Origin of the sequence: Chryseobacterium sp. W4I1 (genome assembly GCF_030816115.1) — a bacterium.
Classification (GTDB): Bacteria; Bacteroidota; Bacteroidia; order Flavobacteriales; family Weeksellaceae; genus Chryseobacterium.
In genome coordinates this window covers 1,946,905-1,967,348 of record NZ_JAUSXQ010000001.1, presented here as the reverse complement: position 1 = coordinate 1,967,348, position 20,444 = coordinate 1,946,905, and the positions used below count along the sequence as shown (strand labels likewise).

Genomic DNA, 20,444 nt, shown 5'->3' with positions numbered 1-20,444 from the left:
TGCGTTTTTGAGAATCTATACTCAAGTATACAGAGAAATTTTGAAAAAAACTAATTTTTAATGATAATTTTCAATTAAATCGGCCAGTAACTGCACTCCAAAGCCGGTTGCTGCTTTTTCTTTTGCATATCCTGTACTTCCAAAAGCAACCCCTGCGATATCAAGATGTGCCCATTTTGGATGATTTTCAATGAACTGTTCTAAGAATTTTGCTGCTATAATACAGTCACCGATCGGTTTCATTGATATATTTTTAAGGTCTGCCACATCAGACTGAATATCATCTTTCCAAACGTCCCATAAAGGAAGATTCCAAAGTCTTTGGTTAGTGATATCTCCAGTTTTTATCAGAAGATCCTTCAGTTTCTCATTATTGGAAAATAAGGCCCCACAAGTATCACCAAACATCCTCACAGAACTTCCGGTCAAAGTGGCAAGATCAATAAGGAAATCTGTTTTATAATTCTTAGCCAGATAAGAAAGACCGTCAGCAAGGATCATTCTTCCTTCTGCATCTGTATTAAGCACCTCGATGGTTTTTCCGTTATAGGCTGTAATGACATCGCTTGGAAGAAAAGCATTCTCAGAAATAGCATTGTCCGTGATAGGAAGTACAGCAACGATGTTCACCGGAAGTTTCATTTCTGCAGCGTAGATCAGTGTTCCGATAACGGCTGTAGCACCGCCCATATCAGATTTCATATAATGCATATTGTTATGATCCTTCAAGGAAACACCTCCCGTATCAAAAAGGACACATTTTCCTACCAGGCCTAATGTTTTGGCATTTTTAACCGTAGTTTTATATTCGATGATCGTAAAAGCAGCGTCATAAGCACTTCCTTGATTAACTGAGAGATAAGCGCCCAATCCAAGCTCCTCGCACTTTTTCCTGTTGAACGCCGTATATTTTAATTCATATTTCTTCGCTAAACCTTTAAGATAGGCACTTAGGATTTCCGGTTTCTTTAGATTAGCCGGCTTATTCAGCCATTCCTGGCAGGCAGTTTGTCCGTTGGCCAGCGCTTCGGCTTTTGAACAGATGGTATCTAGTTTTTTTTGGCTGAAATTTTCAAAGTGAATTTCAAATTTAGTGTTCCAGAATACATGTTTTTTATTGAATGGATAACTATATGTTCCTAAAAGTAAGCCTTTTACAAATTCTTCAAACTGTCGTTCACTAAGGAAGTCTGCTAAAACAAGAGTAGAAGCAGCCTGAAGCTTTTCTTTCTGGGTTTGGGTGAATTTAACAGCAACTTGCTGTACTTCGAAATTTTGTAGTGCAGATTTTCCTAAACCAATAAGATAAGTAACACTTTCTTCGTCGGTATGGATGAATACCTCATATTTCTTTCCCGAAAAAAAAGAGGAAACATTTTTATTATAATTTTTGCTGGATTTTGTCCATTCTTCCTCGGTGAAAAGTTGGAAAATCTGGCTATAGCTTTTATTTTTTTTATTAATTAATCTCATAATTTAATGCTCTGTTGTTGTGGTTTTACTTCTACCGGATTTTCAGTATTGTCATAGAAAAGCCATTCAATTGCTCTTGGGAATTCCTGTGACCAGTAAAATTCGCTATGCGTTCCTTCCGGATTGATGCTGGTTTTGAATTCAAAATCAAAAAGGTTCTTCTTTTCCCAGCGTTTTAAATATTCTTCAAAAACATGAATTCTTTTTACCATTTTAGAACCTTCCTGACCGCCGCCATAAAGATAAATTTTTGTTTTAAAAGGAACCCTGAAGTTCATCATCGGAAAGTTATTGTTAGGTTCCACCCAAAGTGAAGGGGAGAAGATCAGCAGTTTAGAATAGACCTCGGGATAAAGAAACCCACTGTAAATACTGATCAGAGCACCTAAAGAACTTCCCCCAATACCTGTATTGTCACGGTCTTTATGGGTACGGTAATGTTCATCCACAAAAGGTTTTAATGTATCTGTAATGAAACGGATGTATTTTTTACCTTCTGATCCGTTGGCTATATTGTCATTGTCAAAAATATATTCCTTGATGCGCTCTTCGCTTCCATGTTCTATCGCAATGATAATGACGTCGCCACGGCCGTATTCTGCAAGAATGGAAAGCTTTTTGTCGATTTCCCAGTTTCCATACCCGCTTCCTTCATTGAAAAGATTTTGGGCATCCTGAAGGTAAAGTACAGGATATCGTTTATCAGAGACATAATAATCAAATGGCAGAACTGCCCATATTTTACGGTAACGGTCGAGCTGTGGAATATAAAATTCCTCTGAAATAACTTCTGCAATAGGGAAGAATTCCTTTTTGAAAGGTCCCCAGTTGAGTCGCCATTTCTCTATAGTATCAGATGTTTTCCCGGCAGTTTTTTCAGCTTTACGGTTGGGGGTGATATTTCCGTACTTATCGAGTTCAACGTTTTCCCAGCCTCCTTTGGTGAATTTGTATTCCACAATATCCGGAAGGATTTCGTTCCCGATCTCTATAAAATAATTGTGCGGATCCAGCTGTTTAAGCTGATAATTGGAATCTCTGGGATTCCAGTTGTTGAAATTTCCGGTGATATACACCGTTCTGTCATCGCTTTCTTCAGTATAAAGTTCAAACCTCATTATTTGTGTTTAATATAATTGAAAGCTAAATTTATAAAAAAGTTTGTTCTAAAATCATAAAAAAATGAATGAAAAAAATAATATATTTGATCAATACGCTAAAAAGAAAGTAGTTAACATAATAATTATTTGATTAATAATTTAAACGTTATTGCTGGGAATTTTCGTAGTTTCAGGGAAAAATAAAGTACAACAATATCTTGATGAATTCTGTTAAAACCTATACACTGTTCACTGACCACGATGTCTACCTTTTTAAAGAAGGCCGGCATTATAAGCTGTATGGGAAATTTGGAGCGCATGCTGCTGAAAAAGATGGGGTAAAAGGCGTTTATTTTTCGGTTTGGGCTCCCAATGCAAAAAAAGTTTCTGTCATAGGAAATTTCAATAACTGGAATCATAAAGATCATATTCTGTTCCCGAGATGGGACGGATCCGGGATCTGGGAAGGCTTTATTGAAGGACTCAACTGGGGTACTTTATATAAATATGCTATAGAAACGGCAAGAGGTGAAATACTGGAAAAAAGTGATCCTTATGCCTTAAGCTGGGAACAGAACCTACAGGCCGCATCGTTGGTTTCCACCACATGGTATGAATGGAATGATAAAGAATGGATGGAAGGCCGCTGGAAAAAGAACAGTCTTGATGCTCCGATATCCGTTTACGAACTCCATTTAGGTTCATGGGTAAGACAGGATGATGCTCCGGACAAGTATTTAAATTACAGGGATATTGCTGAGAAATTAGTCCCTTATACAAAGGAAATGGGCTTTACACATGTAGAATTCATGCCGGTTATGGAATATCCTTATGATCCGAGCTGGGGATACCAGATTACAGGATTCTATGCGGCTACTTCCCGTTTTGGTTCACCACAGGATCTCATGTTTCTGATTGATGAGCTTCATAAAAATGAAATCGGAGTTATTTTAGATTGGGTACCGTCTCATTTTCCCGGCGATGCCAATGGGCTTCACCGTTTTGACGGCTCTTATTTATATGAACATGAAGATCCGAGAAAAGGTTTTCATCCGGATTGGAAATCCTATATTTTTAACTACGGCAGGAATGAGGTTAAATCTTTTCTGATCTCCAATGCGATGTTCTGGCTGGAACGTTACCATGCCGACGGGCTTCGTGTGGATGCTGTTACCTCAATGCTTCATCTCGATTATTCAAGGAATGAAGGCGAGTGGGAACATAATATAGAAGGAGGAAACGTCAATCTTGAAGCCAAAGCTTTCCTGCAGGAATTCAATACCGCAGTTTATAAAGAATTTGGCAACAGTATTATCACGATAGCGGAAGAAAGTTCAGATTTTCCACTACTTACCAAACCCGTTCATGCAGGTGGGGTAGGCTTTGGAATGAAATGGATGATGGGATGGATGCATGATACGCTTGATTATTTTAAAGAAGCTCCGGAAAACAGGAAATACCATCACCACAAAATCACTTTTGCATCTGTCTATATGTATAATGAAAATTATATGATGCCGCTGTCGCATGATGAAGTGGTCCACGGAAAAGCAAGTCTTATCTATAAAATGCCCGGTGACGAATGGCAGAAATTCGCCAATCTCCGGGCCCTTTACGTGTATATGTTTACACACCCGGGCGCAAAGCTTCTCTTTATGGGAGATGAATTTGCTCAGACAGGAGAATGGAATTTCACCAGGAGCCTGGACTGGCACCTGCTACAGTATCCTGTTCACAAAGGAACACAGACTCTTATAAAAGATCTTAATCATCTCTACCGTGATGAAACTGCATTTTACGAAAATCAGTTCAATAAAAACGGTTTTGAATGGGTGGAAGCTGATGATCTGGAGAATTCTGTGTATGTGTATCTTAGAAAAGGAAAAAAAAGAGATGATATTTTAATGGTGATTTTGAATCTTACCCCGAATGTTTTAGACTATAAAATTGGAGTGAATTCAGGAACCCATTGGGAAGTAATCTTTAATTCCGATGAACAGCAATATAACGGAAGCGGTGTTGATGCTGAAATTTTAAATGAAAAAAATGAAGAATGGATGCGACACCCGAAATCTCTTACAATAAAACTTCCACCATTGGCGGGAATTATTTTAAGACAGAAAAAAGATAAAAAATATAAATTACATAGAATAAAACTTAAAAATAAATTATAATGCTGCTGAAGGCTAAAAGAAGCATGAAAAAATACAAATGACATTGAAATTATGGTAATATATCACTTGAGTACAGAATGTTATCCCATTGCGAAGGTAGGAGGTCTTGCGGATGTTGTGGGAGCATTACCTAAGTACCAGAATAAAATAAAAGGAGTAGATGCTAAGGTAGTTATGCCATGGTACAACAAATCTTTTGTTCATGATCATGAGTTTGACATAGTTTTTGATGGTTTTATTCATCAGGGTCCGGATATGCTCCAGGTGCAGGTCATGAAGGAGAAATCCGATGTTTTGGGATTTGAGCTTTATATGGTAAAAATTCCGGGGCTTTTAGACAGAGAAAATCCTTACGGTTATCAGGATGAAAGTTTTCAGTTTATCGCTTTTCAACACGGTGTGCTCCATTGGTTGAGCGCTATGAAGATTCGTCCGGATGTTCTGCACTGCCACGATTATCATACAGGACTGGTGCCATTTATGACCCAGCATTGTCCTGAATTTGAATTTTTAAAAGGAGTAAAAACAATAGGAACAATCCATAACGGGGAGTACCAGGGAATGATGAGCTGGAATATGGCCAATTATTTGCCTTCTTTTGATTCCTACAAATGGGGACTGATGGACTGGAACGGGCTCATTAATCCACTGGCGAGTATGATCAAATGTTCCCATGCCTTCACAACAGTTTCTGAAGGGTATCTGGAAGAGCTTTTTATAAGCTTCCGTGGATTGGAAAGCCTGGTGCGTCAGGAGTTCGGAAAAGCATACGGCATCATCAATGGAATTGATACCGAAGTTTGGGATCCTGAAACTGATCCGATGCTGGATTTTAATTTCAATATTAAAAATGCGGTGGCCCAAAAGAAGAAAAACAAAGAAAAACTCTGTAAAGAATACGGGTTGAAGCCTGAACTTCCATTGTTTGCCTTTATTGGAAGATTTGCAACGGAAAAAGGAGCAGATTTCCTTCCGGATGTAGTTTGGAAAAGCATCAAGCAGAGCTACGGAGCATTGAATATTATGATCCTGGGTTCAGGAAACAGCTATATTGAAAACAAACTGAAAGAATACGAATACATCTACAGCAATTTTGCTTTGGATCTTGGTTATAAAGAATATCTTTCCCATAAGATCTATGCCTCAGCAGACTTTCTGCTCATGCCGTCAAGAGTAGAGCCATGCGGTCTGAACCAGATGTATTCTATGAGATATGGGACGGTTCCCGTTGTAAGGTATACCGGGGGACTTAGAGATACAGTAGAAGATATTTCTACCGGGGGGGCAGGACTGAATTTTACCTATCCCGGTGTAGATGATATTGTGCATGCGATAAACAGGGCCCTCGGAATTTATAATCAGAAGGGCGTTATGAAAGATCTTATTCATGCGAATATGAATTTTGATTTTGCATGGGAGAAATCTGCAGAAAAATATATAGCTTTATATAATAGCTGATATCATGAAAGTTGCCGGATTTCTTTTGATCATAGTGGTCACTCTTTTTTCGTGTAAAGAAGATAAAGGGAATTATCTTGGAGGCTATTATTGGATTTATACTTATGGATATCCAAGAATGGATTTTTATGAAGCGGCAGATGGGATTTCCGAAAAATGGAAAATTAAATACCAAAGTGTTTCAGGATGTATGATTGATCAGAAAATGATAAATAAGGTAAATTCCGAAAACCAAAAGACCTATGCAGCTATTGAAAGAAAATTGGGCAAAGGCTGGAAAGAAAAATACAATAAGGATATCGATGATTTCTTGATGAAAAAGGTGGATGTCATGGATGTTCTGATTACGAATAAATTATTCAGGAACGAGCTTAAAAAGCATTATATAGAGATCTATAATGTAGACAAAGAAGTATTTGAACTTAATAATGAAGACGAATTTAAGGTCATTGTTTACAATAATGAACTTCAATACGAAAATAAAGAATGCTTTAGAGTAGCCGTGAATACAAAAGAAAGAACAGTAAATTTAATTCAATAAACGCAAGATACCTATGAAACGAAATGTAATCTCCATTGTTTTGGGAGGCGGCAGAGGGACAAGATTATTCCCGTTAACATATTCAAGATCAAAACCGGCAGTTCCTATTGCAGGAAAATACAGGCTGGTAGATATTCCTATTTCCAACTGCCTGAACTCGGGACTGAATAAGATCCTGGTTTTAACACAGTTCAATTCAGCTTCTTTAAATTCACATATCAAGAATTCCTATCACTTTGATATTTTCAGCAAAGGATTTGTAGATATCCTCGCAGCCGAGCAGAATGTGGAAAATGACAGCTGGTACCAGGGAACGGCAGATGCTGTCCGCCAGTCTATGAAGCATCTGGAAAAGTATGATTATGACTATATCCTGATCCTTTCCGGTGACCAGCTTTACCAGATGGACTTCAGAGAGATGCTCGATTTTCACATTGCAAACGGAGGCGACGTGACCATTGCGACCATTCCCGTAGTGGCAAAAGATGCCACAGGTTTTGGTATCTTAAAGTCCGATGATGACGGTAATATCACCTCTTTCTATGAAAAACCGGAATATGATATCCTGGATGGCTTAAAATCTGAAGTTTCAGAGGAAAATAAGCATAAAGGAAAAGAATATCTGGCCTCAATGGGAATTTATATTTTCACGAGAACCATCCTAAAAAAAATGTTTGAAGACGGTGCGGGTGATGATTTTGGGAAAGATATCATTCCAAACTCAATCGGAAAATATAAAACATTGAGTTACCAGTACGAAGGTTACTGGACTGATATTGGAACCATAGAATCATTTTACGAAGCGAATCTGGATCTTTGTCTGGATCTTCCACAGTTTAACCTGTTTTCTTCTTCACCTATTTACACAAGAGCAAGAATGCTTCCGCCGTCAAAAATCAACGGTTCTTATGTAAGCAAAGCTGTTTTTGGAGACGGATGCATCATTATGGCTGATAAAATAGAGAATTCCGTGATTGGAAACAGAACAAGAATAGATAAAGGAAGCACCATTGTCAATTCTTACGTGATGGGCGCTGATTTCTATCAAAATACTACAGAAATTGTCATGAATGACAGAAGCGGACGTCCCAATATGGGAATCGGAAAATACTGTTATATTGAAAAAGCAATCCTTGATAAAAACTGTTACATTGGAGATAATGTAAAGATCATCGGTGGAAAACACATTCCGGATGGTGATTACGGTACCCATTCCGTTCAGGATGGAATTGTTGTCGTGAAAAAAGGAGCTGTACTTCCTTCGGGAACACATATTGGTTAACAAAAGAAGAAGGTAGAAGTTGGATGAAGGAAGTTTTGCAGATGAAAGAGTAGCTTAACTCGTGCTCACTGTTTTTTTAATAAGTTAAAAGTCAAATAAAAAGACTGTCGGCTATTAAAATTCCAAACAGTAACTTCTATCTTCCTTCATCCAACTTCCTGCCTTTAATCTCGTTCAGGTTAATTAGTGTTAAACATAAAACTGGGGTGATCAGGATATTGGTCACTTTTTTTATTTGTATTACTTTTGTGCGATGCGTTTTTTTAAAATAATAGCCGTAATTCTTGTTTTGCTGGTAGGAGCTTATGCTGCTTCCATGTACTATTTTGTGGATGAAAACAAGGATTTTAAGATAGAAAAAGAAATAGATTATCCCTTAGATAAAGTCTTTTCCCAGTTCAATAATCTGCAGCATTTTACCCGCTGGAACAATTTTTTTACAAGTTCGAAATCTATCGATATAGATTATTACACCCCTTACGAAGGTCAGGGCGGTGCTATAAGCTATGTAGATCCCCAAAAAGATACCGATGGTGAAATGTTCATCCGTTACGAAAATCCGGGGAAAAGCTTACGTTACCAGCTTTTTGAAGACAGGAATGAAAATCCTACTGTGGTTGATGTTCAGTTTAAAGCCGTTTCAGCAGAAAAAACAAAAATTACCTGGAATGTACATACCCCAAAACTTTCTGTACTGAGAAGAGTAGAAAACTTCTGGACAGAAGACCGGTTTGCTGAAAATGTCAATAAAAGCATGATCAACCTGAAAAATGTGCTCGGGAATAAAGTAGAAAAAGATAACCAGATGGCTTCTATCAAATACGACAGCTTAATGGTGGAAAACGAAGAAGATAAATTACTTTTAGGAATCAATGTAAGTGCATCCAACAAAAAAGAATCACTCTATAAAAACATTGTTATGAATTACAGTAAAATTTATAACTATGTAACCATGGATTTAGGCAAAAAAGACGATGAATTCGGTTTCCCGGTGATGATTACCGATGCGGATAATTACAAAGACAAAGAAGTGTCCTATTTCCTGGGAATTCCTCTTTCCAAGAAGTTTGGAGTCACAGATAATAATTTTAATTTCCGAACAGTGAATCCGTCTCAAAATTATGTGATGTACTACAAAGGAAGCTATGAAGGCAGAATAAAGGCGGTTCAGCAGCTCATTCAGAAGGCCAAAAAAGATGAGATGCGCTTTGGAGATATCCGTCAGACCTTTATTGAGCGTCCGGCTGAAGGGCAGGAGGTAAACATGAAGCTCTCATTATCAGTGTTTAAGTGATTTTTTTTAAAAGATTTTTTTCTTAATACTTTTTAACGGTTTCAGACTGTCCTAACTCGGTTTTTTTTATTAAATTTGAAGATTAATTCTACAAATAAATTTTAATAATAGATAAACTGTAATAATGGACAGATTTTCATTCCTAAACGCAGCTCATTCTCAGTTAATTGAGGATTTATACCAACAATACTTAAAATTCCCGGATTCTTTAGAGCCATCATGGAAAGCCTTCTTTCAAGGCTTTGATTTTGCTTTGGAGAACTATGGAGATGACGATAACATCCAATACATCCAGGCTCCGGCCAGCGCTGCTCCTGCAGCAGTACAGCAGATTTCTCAGGCAGTAGCCGGAGGAGAAGTTCCTGAGCACATCAAAAAAGAATTCAAAGTAGTAAACCTTATTGAGGCTTACAGAACGAGGGGGCACTTGTTCACCAAAACAAACCCTGTAAGAGAAAGAAGACATTACACGCCTACTTTAGATATCGAGAACTTTGGTCTTAGCAAGGAGGATTTAAATACAAAATTCAACTGTGCTGTTGAAACAGGGATGAAAGAACCTGCAACACTACAGGACCTTATCAAGCACTTAGAAAGTATCTACTGCGATTCTATCGGGGTAGAATATACCTACATCAACAACGTTGAAGAAAAAGATTTCATCAAAAAATGGCTTCAGGTGAACGAAAATCACCCAAGTCTTTCAGCTAACGAGAAAACTGATATTTTATTGAAGTTGAATCAGGCTGTAGCTTTTGAAAATTATCTTCACACCAAATTTGTCGGACAAAAAAGATTCTCTCTTGAGGGAGGTGAAACATTGATCCCTGCGTTGGATCAATTGATTTCAAGATCTTCTCAGCTGGGAGTTGATGAAGTGGTTCTTGGTATGGCTCACAGAGGAAGACTGAATGTGCTCACAAATATTTTCGGGAAATCGTACAAGCAAATCTTCTCAGAATTTGAAGGGAAAGAATTTGAAGAAGATGTATTTTCCGGTGACGTTAAGTATCACTTAGGATCATCCAAAGTAGTTAAAACAGCTTCAGGAGAAGAAGTAGCGATCAACCTTACGCCGAACCCATCTCACCTGGAAACGGTAGCAGCTCTTGTAGAAGGAATCTGCCGTGCCAAGATTGATGATAAATATAAAGGTGACGGTTCTAAAATCTTACCAATCGTTATTCACGGTGACGGTGCATTAGCCGGTCAGGGTATTGCTTATGAAGTTGCCCAAATGATGACTTTGGAAGGATACAAAACTGGCGGTACAGTTCATATCGTTGTCAATAACCAGGTTTCATTTACAACCAACTATGCAGATGCCAGATCTTCAACCTACTGTACAGATATTGCAAAAGTAACTGAGTCTCCTGTAATGCACGTTAATGCTGACGATGCTGAAGCTGTAGTTCATGCAATGCATTTTGCTGCAGATTTCAGAGCGAAGTTTGGGAAAGACGTTTATATTGATCTATTAGGATACAGAAAATATGGCCACAACGAAGGTGATGAACCTAGATTCACGCAACCTAACTTATATAAATTAATTTCAAAACATCCTAACCCAAGAGAAATTTATAAAGATAAATTACTTAAGGACAGCATCACTTCCAATGATGTGATTGCAAAAATGGAATCAGATTTCAAAGCACTTTTAGATAAAGACTTTGATGCTTCCAAAGAGATTGAAAAAAATGTAATGGATCTGTTCATGGCAGACGACTGGACTAACTATCCAATCGGAAAAAGAGGTGCAGTACAGATTCCTGTAGATACAAAATATGACTTAGAAAAGCTTAAAGAACTGGCAATTAAAATGTCATCTCTTCCTGCTGATAAAAAGTTCATCAATAAAATTACAAGACTGTTTGATAACCGTGTTAAAGCTATTGAAGGAAATTCATTAGACTGGGCTCTTGGAGAGTGGTTGGCGTATGCTACACTGCTTGTGGAAGGTCATAATGTAAGAATTTCCGGAGAAGATGTGGAAAGAGGAACATTCTCACACAGACATGCGGTGGTGAAAACTGAAGATACAGAAGAAGAATATATCCCGTTAAGACATGTATCAGAAAGCAGATTTGATGTATTCAACTCTCATCTTTCTGAATATGGTGTTTTAGGTTTCGACTACGGATACGCAATGGCTTCTCCTAATACATTAACGATTTGGGAGGCGCAGTTCGGAGACTTTGTCAACGGAGCGCAGATCATCGTAGATCAGTATCTGGCTGCTGCAGAAGAAAAATGGAAGATCCAGGACGGATTGGTGATGCTATTGCCTCATGGTTCAGAAGGTCAGGGAGCAGAACACTCTTCAGCAAGATTAGAAAGATTCTTAACGCTTTGTGCGAATGAAAATATGGTAGTAGCAAATGTTACTTCACCAGCAAACTATTTCCACTTATTAAGAAGACAGCTTAAATGGACTTTCAGAAAACCTCTGATTGTAATGAGCCCTAAATCTCTGTTGAGACACCCTAAAGTGGTTTCTCCGTTGGAAGATTTTGCAAACGGTTCATTCCAGCCGGTATTGGACGATCCTACAGCAGATCCTAAAAAAGTTGAGAAATTAGTGCTTTGTTCAGGGAAACTGTACTTTGAGTTATTAACGAAGAAAGAAGAACTTAACTGTGAAAATATTGCTTTGGTAAGATTCGAGCAGCTATACCCGCTTCACACAGAGGCTATAGAAGCTATCTTCAGCAAATATGACAGCAGAACACAGCTGATCTGGGCTCAGGAAGAACCTGAAAACATGGGAGCATGGTCTTATATCCTGAGAAACTTCAGAGATACAGGAATCCAGGTGGTAGCTCCGGTACCAAGTGGTGCTCCGGCTCCAGGAAGCCACAAAATGTTTGAGAAGAGCCAGAATGCAGTGATCAACAGAGTTTTCGACAGAGATGATGCTCCTGCAAAAAGACCCGTTACAGTGTAATTAAGAATAATACCCAATTAAAAAAATAAAAAATACTCAATATGTCAGTTTTAGAAATGAAAGTTCCTTCACCGGGAGAATCCATTACAGAAGTTGAAATTGCAACTTGGCTTGTGAAAGATGGTGATTATGTAGAAAAAGATCAGCCCATCGCAGAAGTAGACTCAGATAAAGCAACTCTTGAATTACCTGCTGAACAAAGCGGTGTAATCACATTAAAAGCAGAAGAGGGTGATGTAGTACAGGTTGGCCAGGTAGTTTGTTTAATTGATGTGGATGCTCCTAAACCGGCAGGCGGAAGCACACCTGCTGCTGAAGCTCCTAAACAGGAAGAAGCTCCGAAGGCTGCTGAACCGGCTAAACAAGAAGCTCCAAAACCAGCTGCTCCGGTAGCTGCTCCACAGACTTATGCAACAGGAGCTCCATCTCCTGCAGCTAAAAAGATCCTGGATGAGAAAGGGGTTGAAGCTGGACAGGTTTCAGGAAGCGGAAGAGACGGAAGAATCACTAAAACTGATGCAGAATTGGCTGCAGTTCCTGCTTTGGGAGGAACTCCATCTACTGCAACAGGAGCACGTAACAACGACAACAACTAAACTTTCGGTTCTAAGAAGAAAAATTGCTTCAAGATTGGTTTCTGTAAAGAACGAAACAGCAATGTTAACTACTTTCAACGAAGTTGATATGTCTGAAATCTTCAGATTAAGAAAGTTATATAAAGAAGAATTTGCTCAGAAACACGGCGTAGGATTAGGCTTTATGTCTTTCTTTACCAAAGCGGTTACAAGAGCTCTACAAATGTATCCTGATGTAAATGCATCTATTGACGGAGATTTCAAGATCAATTATGATTTCTGTGATATTTCTATTGCGGTTTCAGGCCCTAAAGGATTGATGGTTCCGGTATTGAGAAATGCTGAGAATATGTCTTTCAGTGGAGTAGAAGCTAATATCAAAGATCTTGCTACCAAAGTAAGAGACGGTAAAATTACGGTTGATGAAATGACTGGCGGTACATTTACCATTACAAACGGTGGTACTTTCGGATCTATGTTATCTACACCGATTATCAACCCACCACAATCTGCAATCTTAGGAATGCACAATATTATCCAGAGACCGGTAGCAGTAGACGGACAGGTGGTCATCAGACCAATGATGTATGTGGCTATGTCTTATGACCACAGAATTATCGATGGAAAAGAATCTGTAGGATTCCTTGTAGCGGTAAAAGAAGGGATCGATAATCCTGTTGAAATTCTACTGGGAGGGGATGAAAGAAAAGGCCTTGGATTATAAATTTTAATAAAATTATAATATAACTTACGATCTCGCCTTAAAAAAGGCGAGATTTTTGTATCTGTTAAAGAAATACTAAGATGATGTTCTCAAAAATGACTTCCAATATCAAAGTTTCAGTAATACCTGAATATGATAGTAAAAACAGTTATCCATCTGAAAACCGTTACGTCTTCAAGTATAATATTACGATTGAAAACGATGGCAGCTTTCCTATTAAAATTCTTAAAAGAAAATGGCTGATCTTCGACGTAGGTTTTGGATACACTGAGATTACAGGTGATGGTGTAATAGGATTAACACCAGAGATTCCTACAAGCGATAATTTCGCTTATTTTTCCAACGTCATGCTTCGATCGGGAGTAGGAAATATGAGTGGGAGATACCTTGTTAAAAACATGGATACCCAGGAAACCTTTGAGATTGAGATCCCGAAGTTCAACCTGCTGTCTGAAGTGTTAAGCAATTGATAAGACCTTTAATAAATAAACGCTTGCTTATTCCTTTTAAATTAATTTAAGAGTTAAGGCAAAAAAAGCTATGACAAGAGAATGTAATTTTATTTCTTTAGTTATAGCTTTTTAATATATTTATTTAAAAATGATTCATGAATTTCGTAATTTTCAGTCATGATCAATTTTTCAAAAGCCAGGAGTGAAATTTTGGCACAGGCTTCAGCATCGTCTCCGGCCCTATGATGATTTAGACTGATCTGGTGATGTTCTGCCAAATGTTTCAATCCGTATTTTGGTAGATAATTCCATGATTTTTTGGCTAATTGAATACTACAAAGATAATTCAGATTGGGAGCAAACATGCCATAATGCTCAAAACATCCTCTTAAAACCCCTGCATCAAAGCTTGCATTGTGGGCAATCATCAGTGATCCGTACATCATTTCTTCAGCTTCATACCAGATCTCATCAAAAGTAGGAGCATCCTTTACATCTTCCGGTTTTATTCCATGGATATCAATATTAAATCTGCTGAAATAAGGAAAGCTCGGCGGTTTAATCAGCCAGGTCTTGGTTTCTACGATTTTAGAATCCTGAACAATGCAGATACCCATTTCGCAGGCCGAATTTTTTTCGTGAGTTGCCGTTTCAAAATCTATTGCGCAGAAATCCATTGTAAATACTGATGAGTTTAAGTTTATGAATGATGAATATTTTTAGTTGTTCGCTTTAAATATACAATTTAAAGCGAATTAGATGTAAGTTATTATTTTTTTGAATATAAAAGATATAATTTACTCTTTATTCGTTGGATAAATATAAATCCTTTCTTTAAAGGTGAGCTATTTTCCACCTAAAAAATGCTTAAAGATCAACCATTTTGATTGGTAGAAGTGAACTTTCTGATCTTTTTGGCGCAATTTCCATGTTCCGGGTAGCTGGGCATAAAATCCGAAATGTGCCCTTACAACAGCCCATAAATGAGGAAAACCATTTTTAAAGGCAAAATAAATTCCCGCAATTCCATCCAGGCAAAGTCTGAAAAAAATCAGCCAGATCAGTCTTGGAAATGGAAGGTTTTTCAGCATCATCGAAAGATTATTCCTGATATTCAGATAGGTCTTCTGAGCACTTTGCTTATTCAGAGTTCCGCCGCCTACATGATAAACTTTAGATTTTCCGGTGTAGAAAATTTTTCTTCCTGAATTGATCAGTCTCCAGCAGAGATCTATTTCTTCCTGATGGGCAAAGAATCTTTCATCAAAGCCATTTTGTTCCCAAAAATCTTTTGAACGGATAAAAAAACAACACCCTGAAGCCCAGAAAATCTCTGTTTCATCATCATATTGCCCTCTATCTTCCTCCAGATCATCAAAGATACGTCCTCGGCAGTATGGATAACCTAAATTATCAATAAACCCGCCGGCAGCTCCGGCAAATTCAAAATATTTTTTATTATTGAAAGAAAGAATCTTAGGCTGTACAGCTGCGATGGAAGGATTATTCTCTAGTAAATCCAATACGGGACTGATCCAGTTCGCGGTAACTTCTACATCAGAGTTGAGAAGACAATAGAATTCATTTTTGATCTCCTTTAAACCTTCATTATATCCGCCCGCAAAACCGTAATTCTGACTGTTTTGAATAATTTTTACCGTAGGAAAATGAATTCCCAGAAATTCTACAGAATCATCGGTAGAACCATTGTCGATCACATAAATATCCGCCTCCTGAGAAAAGCAGACAACATCTGGAAGAAATTTCTCAAGCCAGTTTTTACCGTTCCAGTTTAAGATGGCAACTGCTAATTTTTTAGACATCTGAATTTATATTTTGGCAGCATCAAAAGTTTTGATGGAATCCTGGTATTTCCACTTTCTGTGTGACCAGAGATAATTGTCCGGGTGCTTATGTAAAGTATTTTCCAGAAGCTTGTGGAATTTTCTTACGACTTCATGTTCTGTAAACTTTTCACCATCCGGATAAATTCTGTGATAATTTACCTGGTAATAGCCCCGTTTTACTTTCTTCATTTCGCAGTAAATAAAAGCAAGATCCATTCTGGTTGCCAGCTTATCATAGCCTATAAAAGCCGGAGTTTTTTGATTTAGAAATTCTAATCCGTAATTAACATGAGCTACATGCGGAGTTTGATCTGCTACAAACATATAAGCTGATTCCCCGTCATTTTTAGACCTGAAGATATTCATGATCACTTCATTGGCCTCCAGAGCTTCATTTCCGAATTTGTTTCTTACGATCTTCATTTGGTTTTCCCAGAAGTCGTTGTTGACCTTTCTGTATACCGGATGACAGTGTTTCTGGGGAATAATTTTTGCGAAAGCATTCATCCACTCCCAATTGAAAACATGGCCAGCCAGCATAATAATATTTTTACCTTCTGCTTTAGCATCATGGAAGACTTCCTGGTTGATGTGCTGCATTCTGACCCTTGATTCGGTTTCAGAAATACTGAAAGATTTAATGGTTTCTACAAGATAGTCAGAAAAATTAAGATAAAATTTCTTTCTTATTATTCTAATCTCTTCATCCGATTTTTCAGGAAAAGAGTTTTTTAAATTTTGTGTGATCACTTTCTTTCTATATCCTACCAGAAAATAATTTAGGAAAAAGATAACGTCCGAAAAAATATACAATACTTTGAGCGGAAGCTTAGAAATGAAATATAATATTTTGATTAGGAAATTCATAAAACATGCAAATTTAGTGATAATAAAATTATGGTTCTATTTTTGCTTGCAATAAGTAATATTTTTTTTATTTTTATGTTATGAAAAAATTGTCGATCATAGCCTTTTTGGGATTAAGCGTACTTGCTTTTGCCCAGGAAACCAAAAATCAGCCGGAAGCAAGAAAAAAAGATAATGCTTTGCTGGTAAAAACCGATCATGCAGAACTGGATGCGAAGAAGAAAGCAGGTGAGGAAAAGTCAAAACTTCCTAAACCTTATGATCCGAAAGCCAATGCCGAAGCTGATATCAATAAACTGATTGCTCAGGCTAAAAAAGAAGGAAAGAACATTATGATACAAGCTGGTGGAAACTGGTGTATCTGGTGTCTCCGTTTTAATAATTTTGTACAGAGTACTCCAGAATTGAAGGAAACCGTAAATAAAAACTATTTATATTATCACCTGAATTATTCGCCGGATAATAAGAATGAAAAAGTTTTTGCTAAGTATATAGATATTAATGAAAAGGTGGGTTATCCTTTTTTCATTGTTTTAGATCAAAACGGAAAAATAGTTCATGTCTTAAAAGACAGTTCAGTTCTTGAAGAAGGAAAAGGATACAGTAAGGAAAAAGTACAAGAGTTCTTTAATCAATGGGCTCCTAAGTCATAAAAGTAAAACCGGGAAAAATTCCCGGTTTTTTATTTACAACAGTTTCCTGATCCAGCTTAATTTTTTTTCAGAATACGGAGGATATTTGATATTAGGTTCACCCCAGGTCGCTTTTTCCAGAATAGATTTTTGATGGGAAAAAGCCTCAAAGCCATATTTTCCATGGTAATTTCCCATACCGGAAGCTCCAACTCCTCCAAATGGAAGCCTGTCGTTGCCCAAATGCATAATGACGTCATTGATACATCCGCCACCGAAAGAAAGTTTTGCGGTGAAAGCTTCTTTTTCCTCAGAATTCCTTGTGAAAAGATAAGCAGCAAGTGGTTTTTCCTGCTCCAAAATACTGTTTAAAACCAGATTGAAATTTGTAAAACCAATGACCGGAAGTATGGGACCGAAAATTTCTTCCTGCATGATATCATCTTCCCAGCTTATATTATTCAGAAGAGTAGGCTCTATATATAATTTATTTTCATCCGAATTTCCACCAAAATAGATTTTCTCCTTATCGATAAGTTTCAGGAGTCTGTCGAAATTTCTACGGTTGATAATTCTTGTATAGTGTTCAGCATCCGGGCTGTATTGAAATTCTGTTATATATTTTCTCACCATTTCCAAAAACTGCTCATGTATTGATTCTTCAACAAGCAGATAATCTGGAGCTACGCAGGTTTGTCCGGCATTTAAAAATTTGCCCCATACGATTCTCTTGGCAGCTATTTCAAGATCTGCATCTTTGGTGACAATAGCAGGAGATTTTCCACCCAATTCAAGAACAACGGGCGTTAAATGTTCTGCAGCAGCTTTATAAATGAACTTTCCAACTTTTGTGCTACCGGTGAAAAATATTTTGTCAAATTTTAGTTTTAAAAGTTCCGTAGTCTCATCAATACCACCTTCATAAACATACAGGTATTCGGGAGGAAAGTTCTCATTGATAAGTTTTGACATCACTTTCATGGTATTTTCTGCAATTTCGCTTGGCTTTAAAATACAGCAGTTTCCGGCTGCTAATGCAGCAATCATGGGAGAAAGTGATAGTTGATAAGGATAATTCCATGCACCGATAACCAAAACACAGCCTAAAGGTTCCGGATGGATACTGCTTTTCCCAATCTGGGTGGATAGATTGGTTCTTACACTTTTAGATTTTGAAAGTGAGTTTATATTTTTAAGATAATAATCAATATCATTCAGAACAAAAGAAAGTTCTGTGGTAAAAGTATCAAATTTAGACTTGCCAAAATCCTGGTGAATAGCTTCACACATGAGATCTTCATTTTTTATAATAAGATCCCGCAGTTTTTCAAGATACATTTTTCTGAACTTGATATTCTTTGTCTGATGGGTTTTGAAAAATGCTTTCTGACTGGAGACAACTTCCTGAATTTCCATAAAATCAAATTTCATGAAGTACAGCAAATTTTCGGCCTAAAATCACATAATATTTCTCACCGCAATTTTTACGGGATGATACAGCAGTAAAGCAAACGCTGTAATTAATGCCAGCCAGAATAATCCGGTGAAAATTTCCATATTGGAAAGGAGAATGGACTGCGCTGTTATTTTAGCTTTAAAAGCACCTGCCGTAATGAATAAGGATTCATTGACGGGAAGTTTAGATAAATTACTGCCAAAAATCTGATTCCACTGGCTGTAGAAAATGGGATTTGTATCCGTTAAATTAAAGCTTAAAGTATCAGAATGTTTTAATGTTAAAAACAACATCAGATTCTGCATCAAAGCATACCCAATGGCTGTGGTCCAGAATCGGGTGGTAGTTCCTAAGGCTGTAGCATTGGCAACATATTGCTCCGGCATTCCCGAGATTAAAAAGAAAACCAAAGGGGTAAACAGCAATCCCTGGGCAATTCCCTGAAGAAAAAGAGGTGGGCAGATCGTAGAAAGGGTAGTATCAGGATAAAAAGTATAAGTAAACCATGCACAATCTACCGCCAGCAACAGAAACCCTGTAAAGAATACCATTCTTGAGGAAACACCTTTCATCAGACATATTCCGGAAAGCACCACACCCAGCAAAGTCCCGGCTACATTCCAGTATTGAATATTCACAATATAATCCCAGGGCCATTTCCAGACAATTGCCATAATACTGTACACATTATTCAATCCCGAGCGGATGAGATAAAAAATAAAGAACAGGATCATTCCGGCAACAACATTTTTTGAGCTGAATACTTCAAAATGAAAGATCGGTCTTTTGGAGTTTCTCTGTTTAAGCATAAATAATCCTCCTGAGAGAAGGAAAATAAAAAGGCACAGAATAATGGTGTCAGACTCAAACCACATCAGTCTTTTCCCATAAATAATGGCATAACCTCCAGACTGAAGACTTGCCCACAACAGGAACCAGCTTGTAATGTCTAACTGGTAAAGAGGCATCTTAGGAAAAAATCTGTTGGTATTGAACAGAGCAATCCCGATGATAAGGACAAAAATGTGAAAGTACACCATCATTAAAATCATGTGCTGGAAATCATAGTTTTCAATGCTGGATTTCAGTAATGATGTGGTGACAGTTCCACCGGTCAACATGATCGTATACATGAAAAGATAAGCGATTACTTTTGCATGCTTTGTTTTTAACTCAGCAATGATCAGTGGAAGGAAGATCGCACCTTCCATAAGCCCGAAAATACCTTCCAGAAAGCGTATAACCAGAATAACCTGATAATTATTGGTTACCGATAAAGCATAAAGAATGATCACAGAAATGGAGGACATCAGAAGAATGTAATATTTCACGCTGAAATAAGCCATAAAACGCTGTATAACCAACAAGGTGACCACAAAGGTTCCGTACATCAAAATCATTAAATACTGAATGTCATCCGAATCTACATCCATAAAAGAAGAGGTGAAGGCACTGTTGGAGTGCAAAATGGATAACAACATCAGGTGTGGAAATAAGGCCAGCACCAGAAGTGGCAGTTTCAGCCACTGGGGAACCCATTTATGATAAACTGTATTATGCTGCATAAGGATCTGTAAGTGTAATCATTTGTATAGAAGATGTATGTATATGTTTTTTGAGAAATA

General features: G+C 37.6%; 15 protein-coding genes and 1 pseudogene. 9 read left to right on the top strand and 7 right to left on the bottom strand.

Going from position 1 to position 20,444, the window contains the following annotated elements; translation table 11 throughout:
* Window positions 1-57 precede the first annotated feature (57 nt).
* Window positions 58-1,473 carry a M17 family metallopeptidase gene (locus tag QF044_RS09135; protein WP_307266042.1) on the bottom strand — a complete coding sequence of 472 codons (1,416 nt, stop codon included), beginning with the start codon at window positions 1,471-1,473 and terminating at the stop codon, window positions 58-60.
* Window positions 1,470-2,591, bottom strand: coding sequence for an alpha/beta hydrolase (locus tag QF044_RS09130; RefSeq protein ID WP_307266040.1), 1,122 nt, complete (start codon window positions 2,589-2,591; stop codon window positions 1,470-1,472). The genes QF044_RS09135 and QF044_RS09130 overlap by 4 nt, the downstream gene beginning before the upstream one ends.
* Window positions 2,592-2,794: 203 nt before the next feature.
* Here QF044_RS09130 and glgB point away from each other — a divergent pair, with 203 nt between their 5' ends.
* The 8 genes and pseudogenes from glgB to apaG all read left to right on the top strand — a co-directional run bounded on the left by glgB (window position 2,795) and on the right by apaG (window position 14,035).
* Window positions 2,795-4,747 (top strand): 1,4-alpha-glucan branching protein GlgB, encoded by a 1,953-nt coding sequence (gene glgB, locus QF044_RS09125; RefSeq protein WP_307266038.1) that lies wholly within the window; start codon window positions 2,795-2,797, stop codon window positions 4,745-4,747.
* Between the two features lie 51 nt (window positions 4,748-4,798).
* Window positions 4,799-6,205 (top strand): glycogen synthase, encoded by a 1,407-nt coding sequence (locus tag QF044_RS09120; RefSeq protein WP_307266037.1) that lies wholly within the window; start codon window positions 4,799-4,801, stop codon window positions 6,203-6,205.
* A 4-nt stretch (window positions 6,206-6,209) separates the two neighbouring features.
* Window positions 6,210-6,746, top strand: coding sequence for a hypothetical protein (locus QF044_RS09115; protein WP_307266036.1), 537 nt, complete (start codon window positions 6,210-6,212; stop codon window positions 6,744-6,746).
* 13 nt (window positions 6,747-6,759) lie between these two features.
* Window positions 6,760-8,028, top strand: coding sequence for a glucose-1-phosphate adenylyltransferase (locus QF044_RS09110; RefSeq protein WP_307266034.1), 1,269 nt, complete (start codon window positions 6,760-6,762; stop codon window positions 8,026-8,028).
* 253 nt (window positions 8,029-8,281) lie between these two features.
* Window positions 8,282-9,322 carry an SRPBCC domain-containing protein gene (locus QF044_RS09105; protein ID WP_307266033.1) on the top strand — a complete coding sequence of 347 codons (1,041 nt, stop codon included), beginning with the start codon at window positions 8,282-8,284 and terminating at the stop codon, window positions 9,320-9,322.
* A 124-nt stretch (window positions 9,323-9,446) separates the two neighbouring features.
* Window positions 9,447-12,266 carry a 2-oxoglutarate dehydrogenase E1 component gene (locus QF044_RS09100; RefSeq protein WP_307266032.1) on the top strand — a complete coding sequence of 940 codons (2,820 nt, stop codon included), beginning with the start codon at window positions 9,447-9,449 and terminating at the stop codon, window positions 12,264-12,266.
* A 41-nt stretch (window positions 12,267-12,307) separates the two neighbouring features.
* Window positions 12,308-13,565, top strand: a pseudogene (gene odhB / locus QF044_RS09095) (2-oxoglutarate dehydrogenase complex dihydrolipoyllysine-residue succinyltransferase).
* Between the two features lie 80 nt (window positions 13,566-13,645).
* Window positions 13,646-14,035 carry a Co2+/Mg2+ efflux protein ApaG gene (apaG, locus tag QF044_RS09090; protein WP_307266030.1) on the top strand — a complete coding sequence of 130 codons (390 nt, stop codon included), beginning with the start codon at window positions 13,646-13,648 and terminating at the stop codon, window positions 14,033-14,035.
* Between the two features lie 101 nt (window positions 14,036-14,136).
* On the opposite strand, the gene QF044_RS09085 is transcribed toward apaG, so the two are convergent.
* The 3 genes from QF044_RS09085 to QF044_RS09075 form a co-directional block, all read right to left on the bottom strand.
* Window positions 14,137-14,694: a 3'-5' exonuclease gene (locus QF044_RS09085; RefSeq protein ID WP_307266029.1), complete on the bottom strand. Its 558-nt coding sequence runs from the start codon at window positions 14,692-14,694 to the stop codon at window positions 14,137-14,139.
* A 168-nt stretch (window positions 14,695-14,862) separates the two neighbouring features.
* A complete protein-coding gene (locus tag QF044_RS09080) occupies window positions 14,863-15,840 on the bottom strand; it encodes a glycosyltransferase family 2 protein (protein ID WP_307266028.1) in 978 nt (325 codons plus the stop codon).
* A gap of 6 nt (window positions 15,841-15,846) precedes the next feature.
* Entirely contained in the window at window positions 15,847-16,731 is an 885-nt protein-coding gene (locus QF044_RS09075; protein ID WP_307266027.1) for a lysophospholipid acyltransferase family protein, read from the bottom strand.
* Between the two features lie 80 nt (window positions 16,732-16,811).
* Here QF044_RS09075 and QF044_RS09070 point away from each other — a divergent pair, with 80 nt between their 5' ends.
* Complete coding sequence (locus QF044_RS09070) at window positions 16,812-17,384, top strand: thioredoxin family protein (protein ID WP_307266026.1); 573 nt, start codon at window positions 16,812-16,814, stop codon at window positions 17,382-17,384.
* 33 nt (window positions 17,385-17,417) lie between these two features.
* On the opposite strand, the gene QF044_RS09065 is transcribed toward QF044_RS09070, so the two are convergent.
* Both QF044_RS09065 and QF044_RS09060 read right to left on the bottom strand, forming a co-directional pair.
* Window positions 17,418-18,779, bottom strand: coding sequence for an aldehyde dehydrogenase (locus QF044_RS09065; protein WP_307271974.1), 1,362 nt, complete (start codon window positions 18,777-18,779; stop codon window positions 17,418-17,420).
* A 42-nt stretch (window positions 18,780-18,821) separates the two neighbouring features.
* Entirely contained in the window at window positions 18,822-20,384 is a 1,563-nt protein-coding gene (locus tag QF044_RS09060; RefSeq protein ID WP_307266025.1) for a hypothetical protein, read from the bottom strand.
* Window positions 20,385-20,444 lie beyond the last annotated feature (60 nt).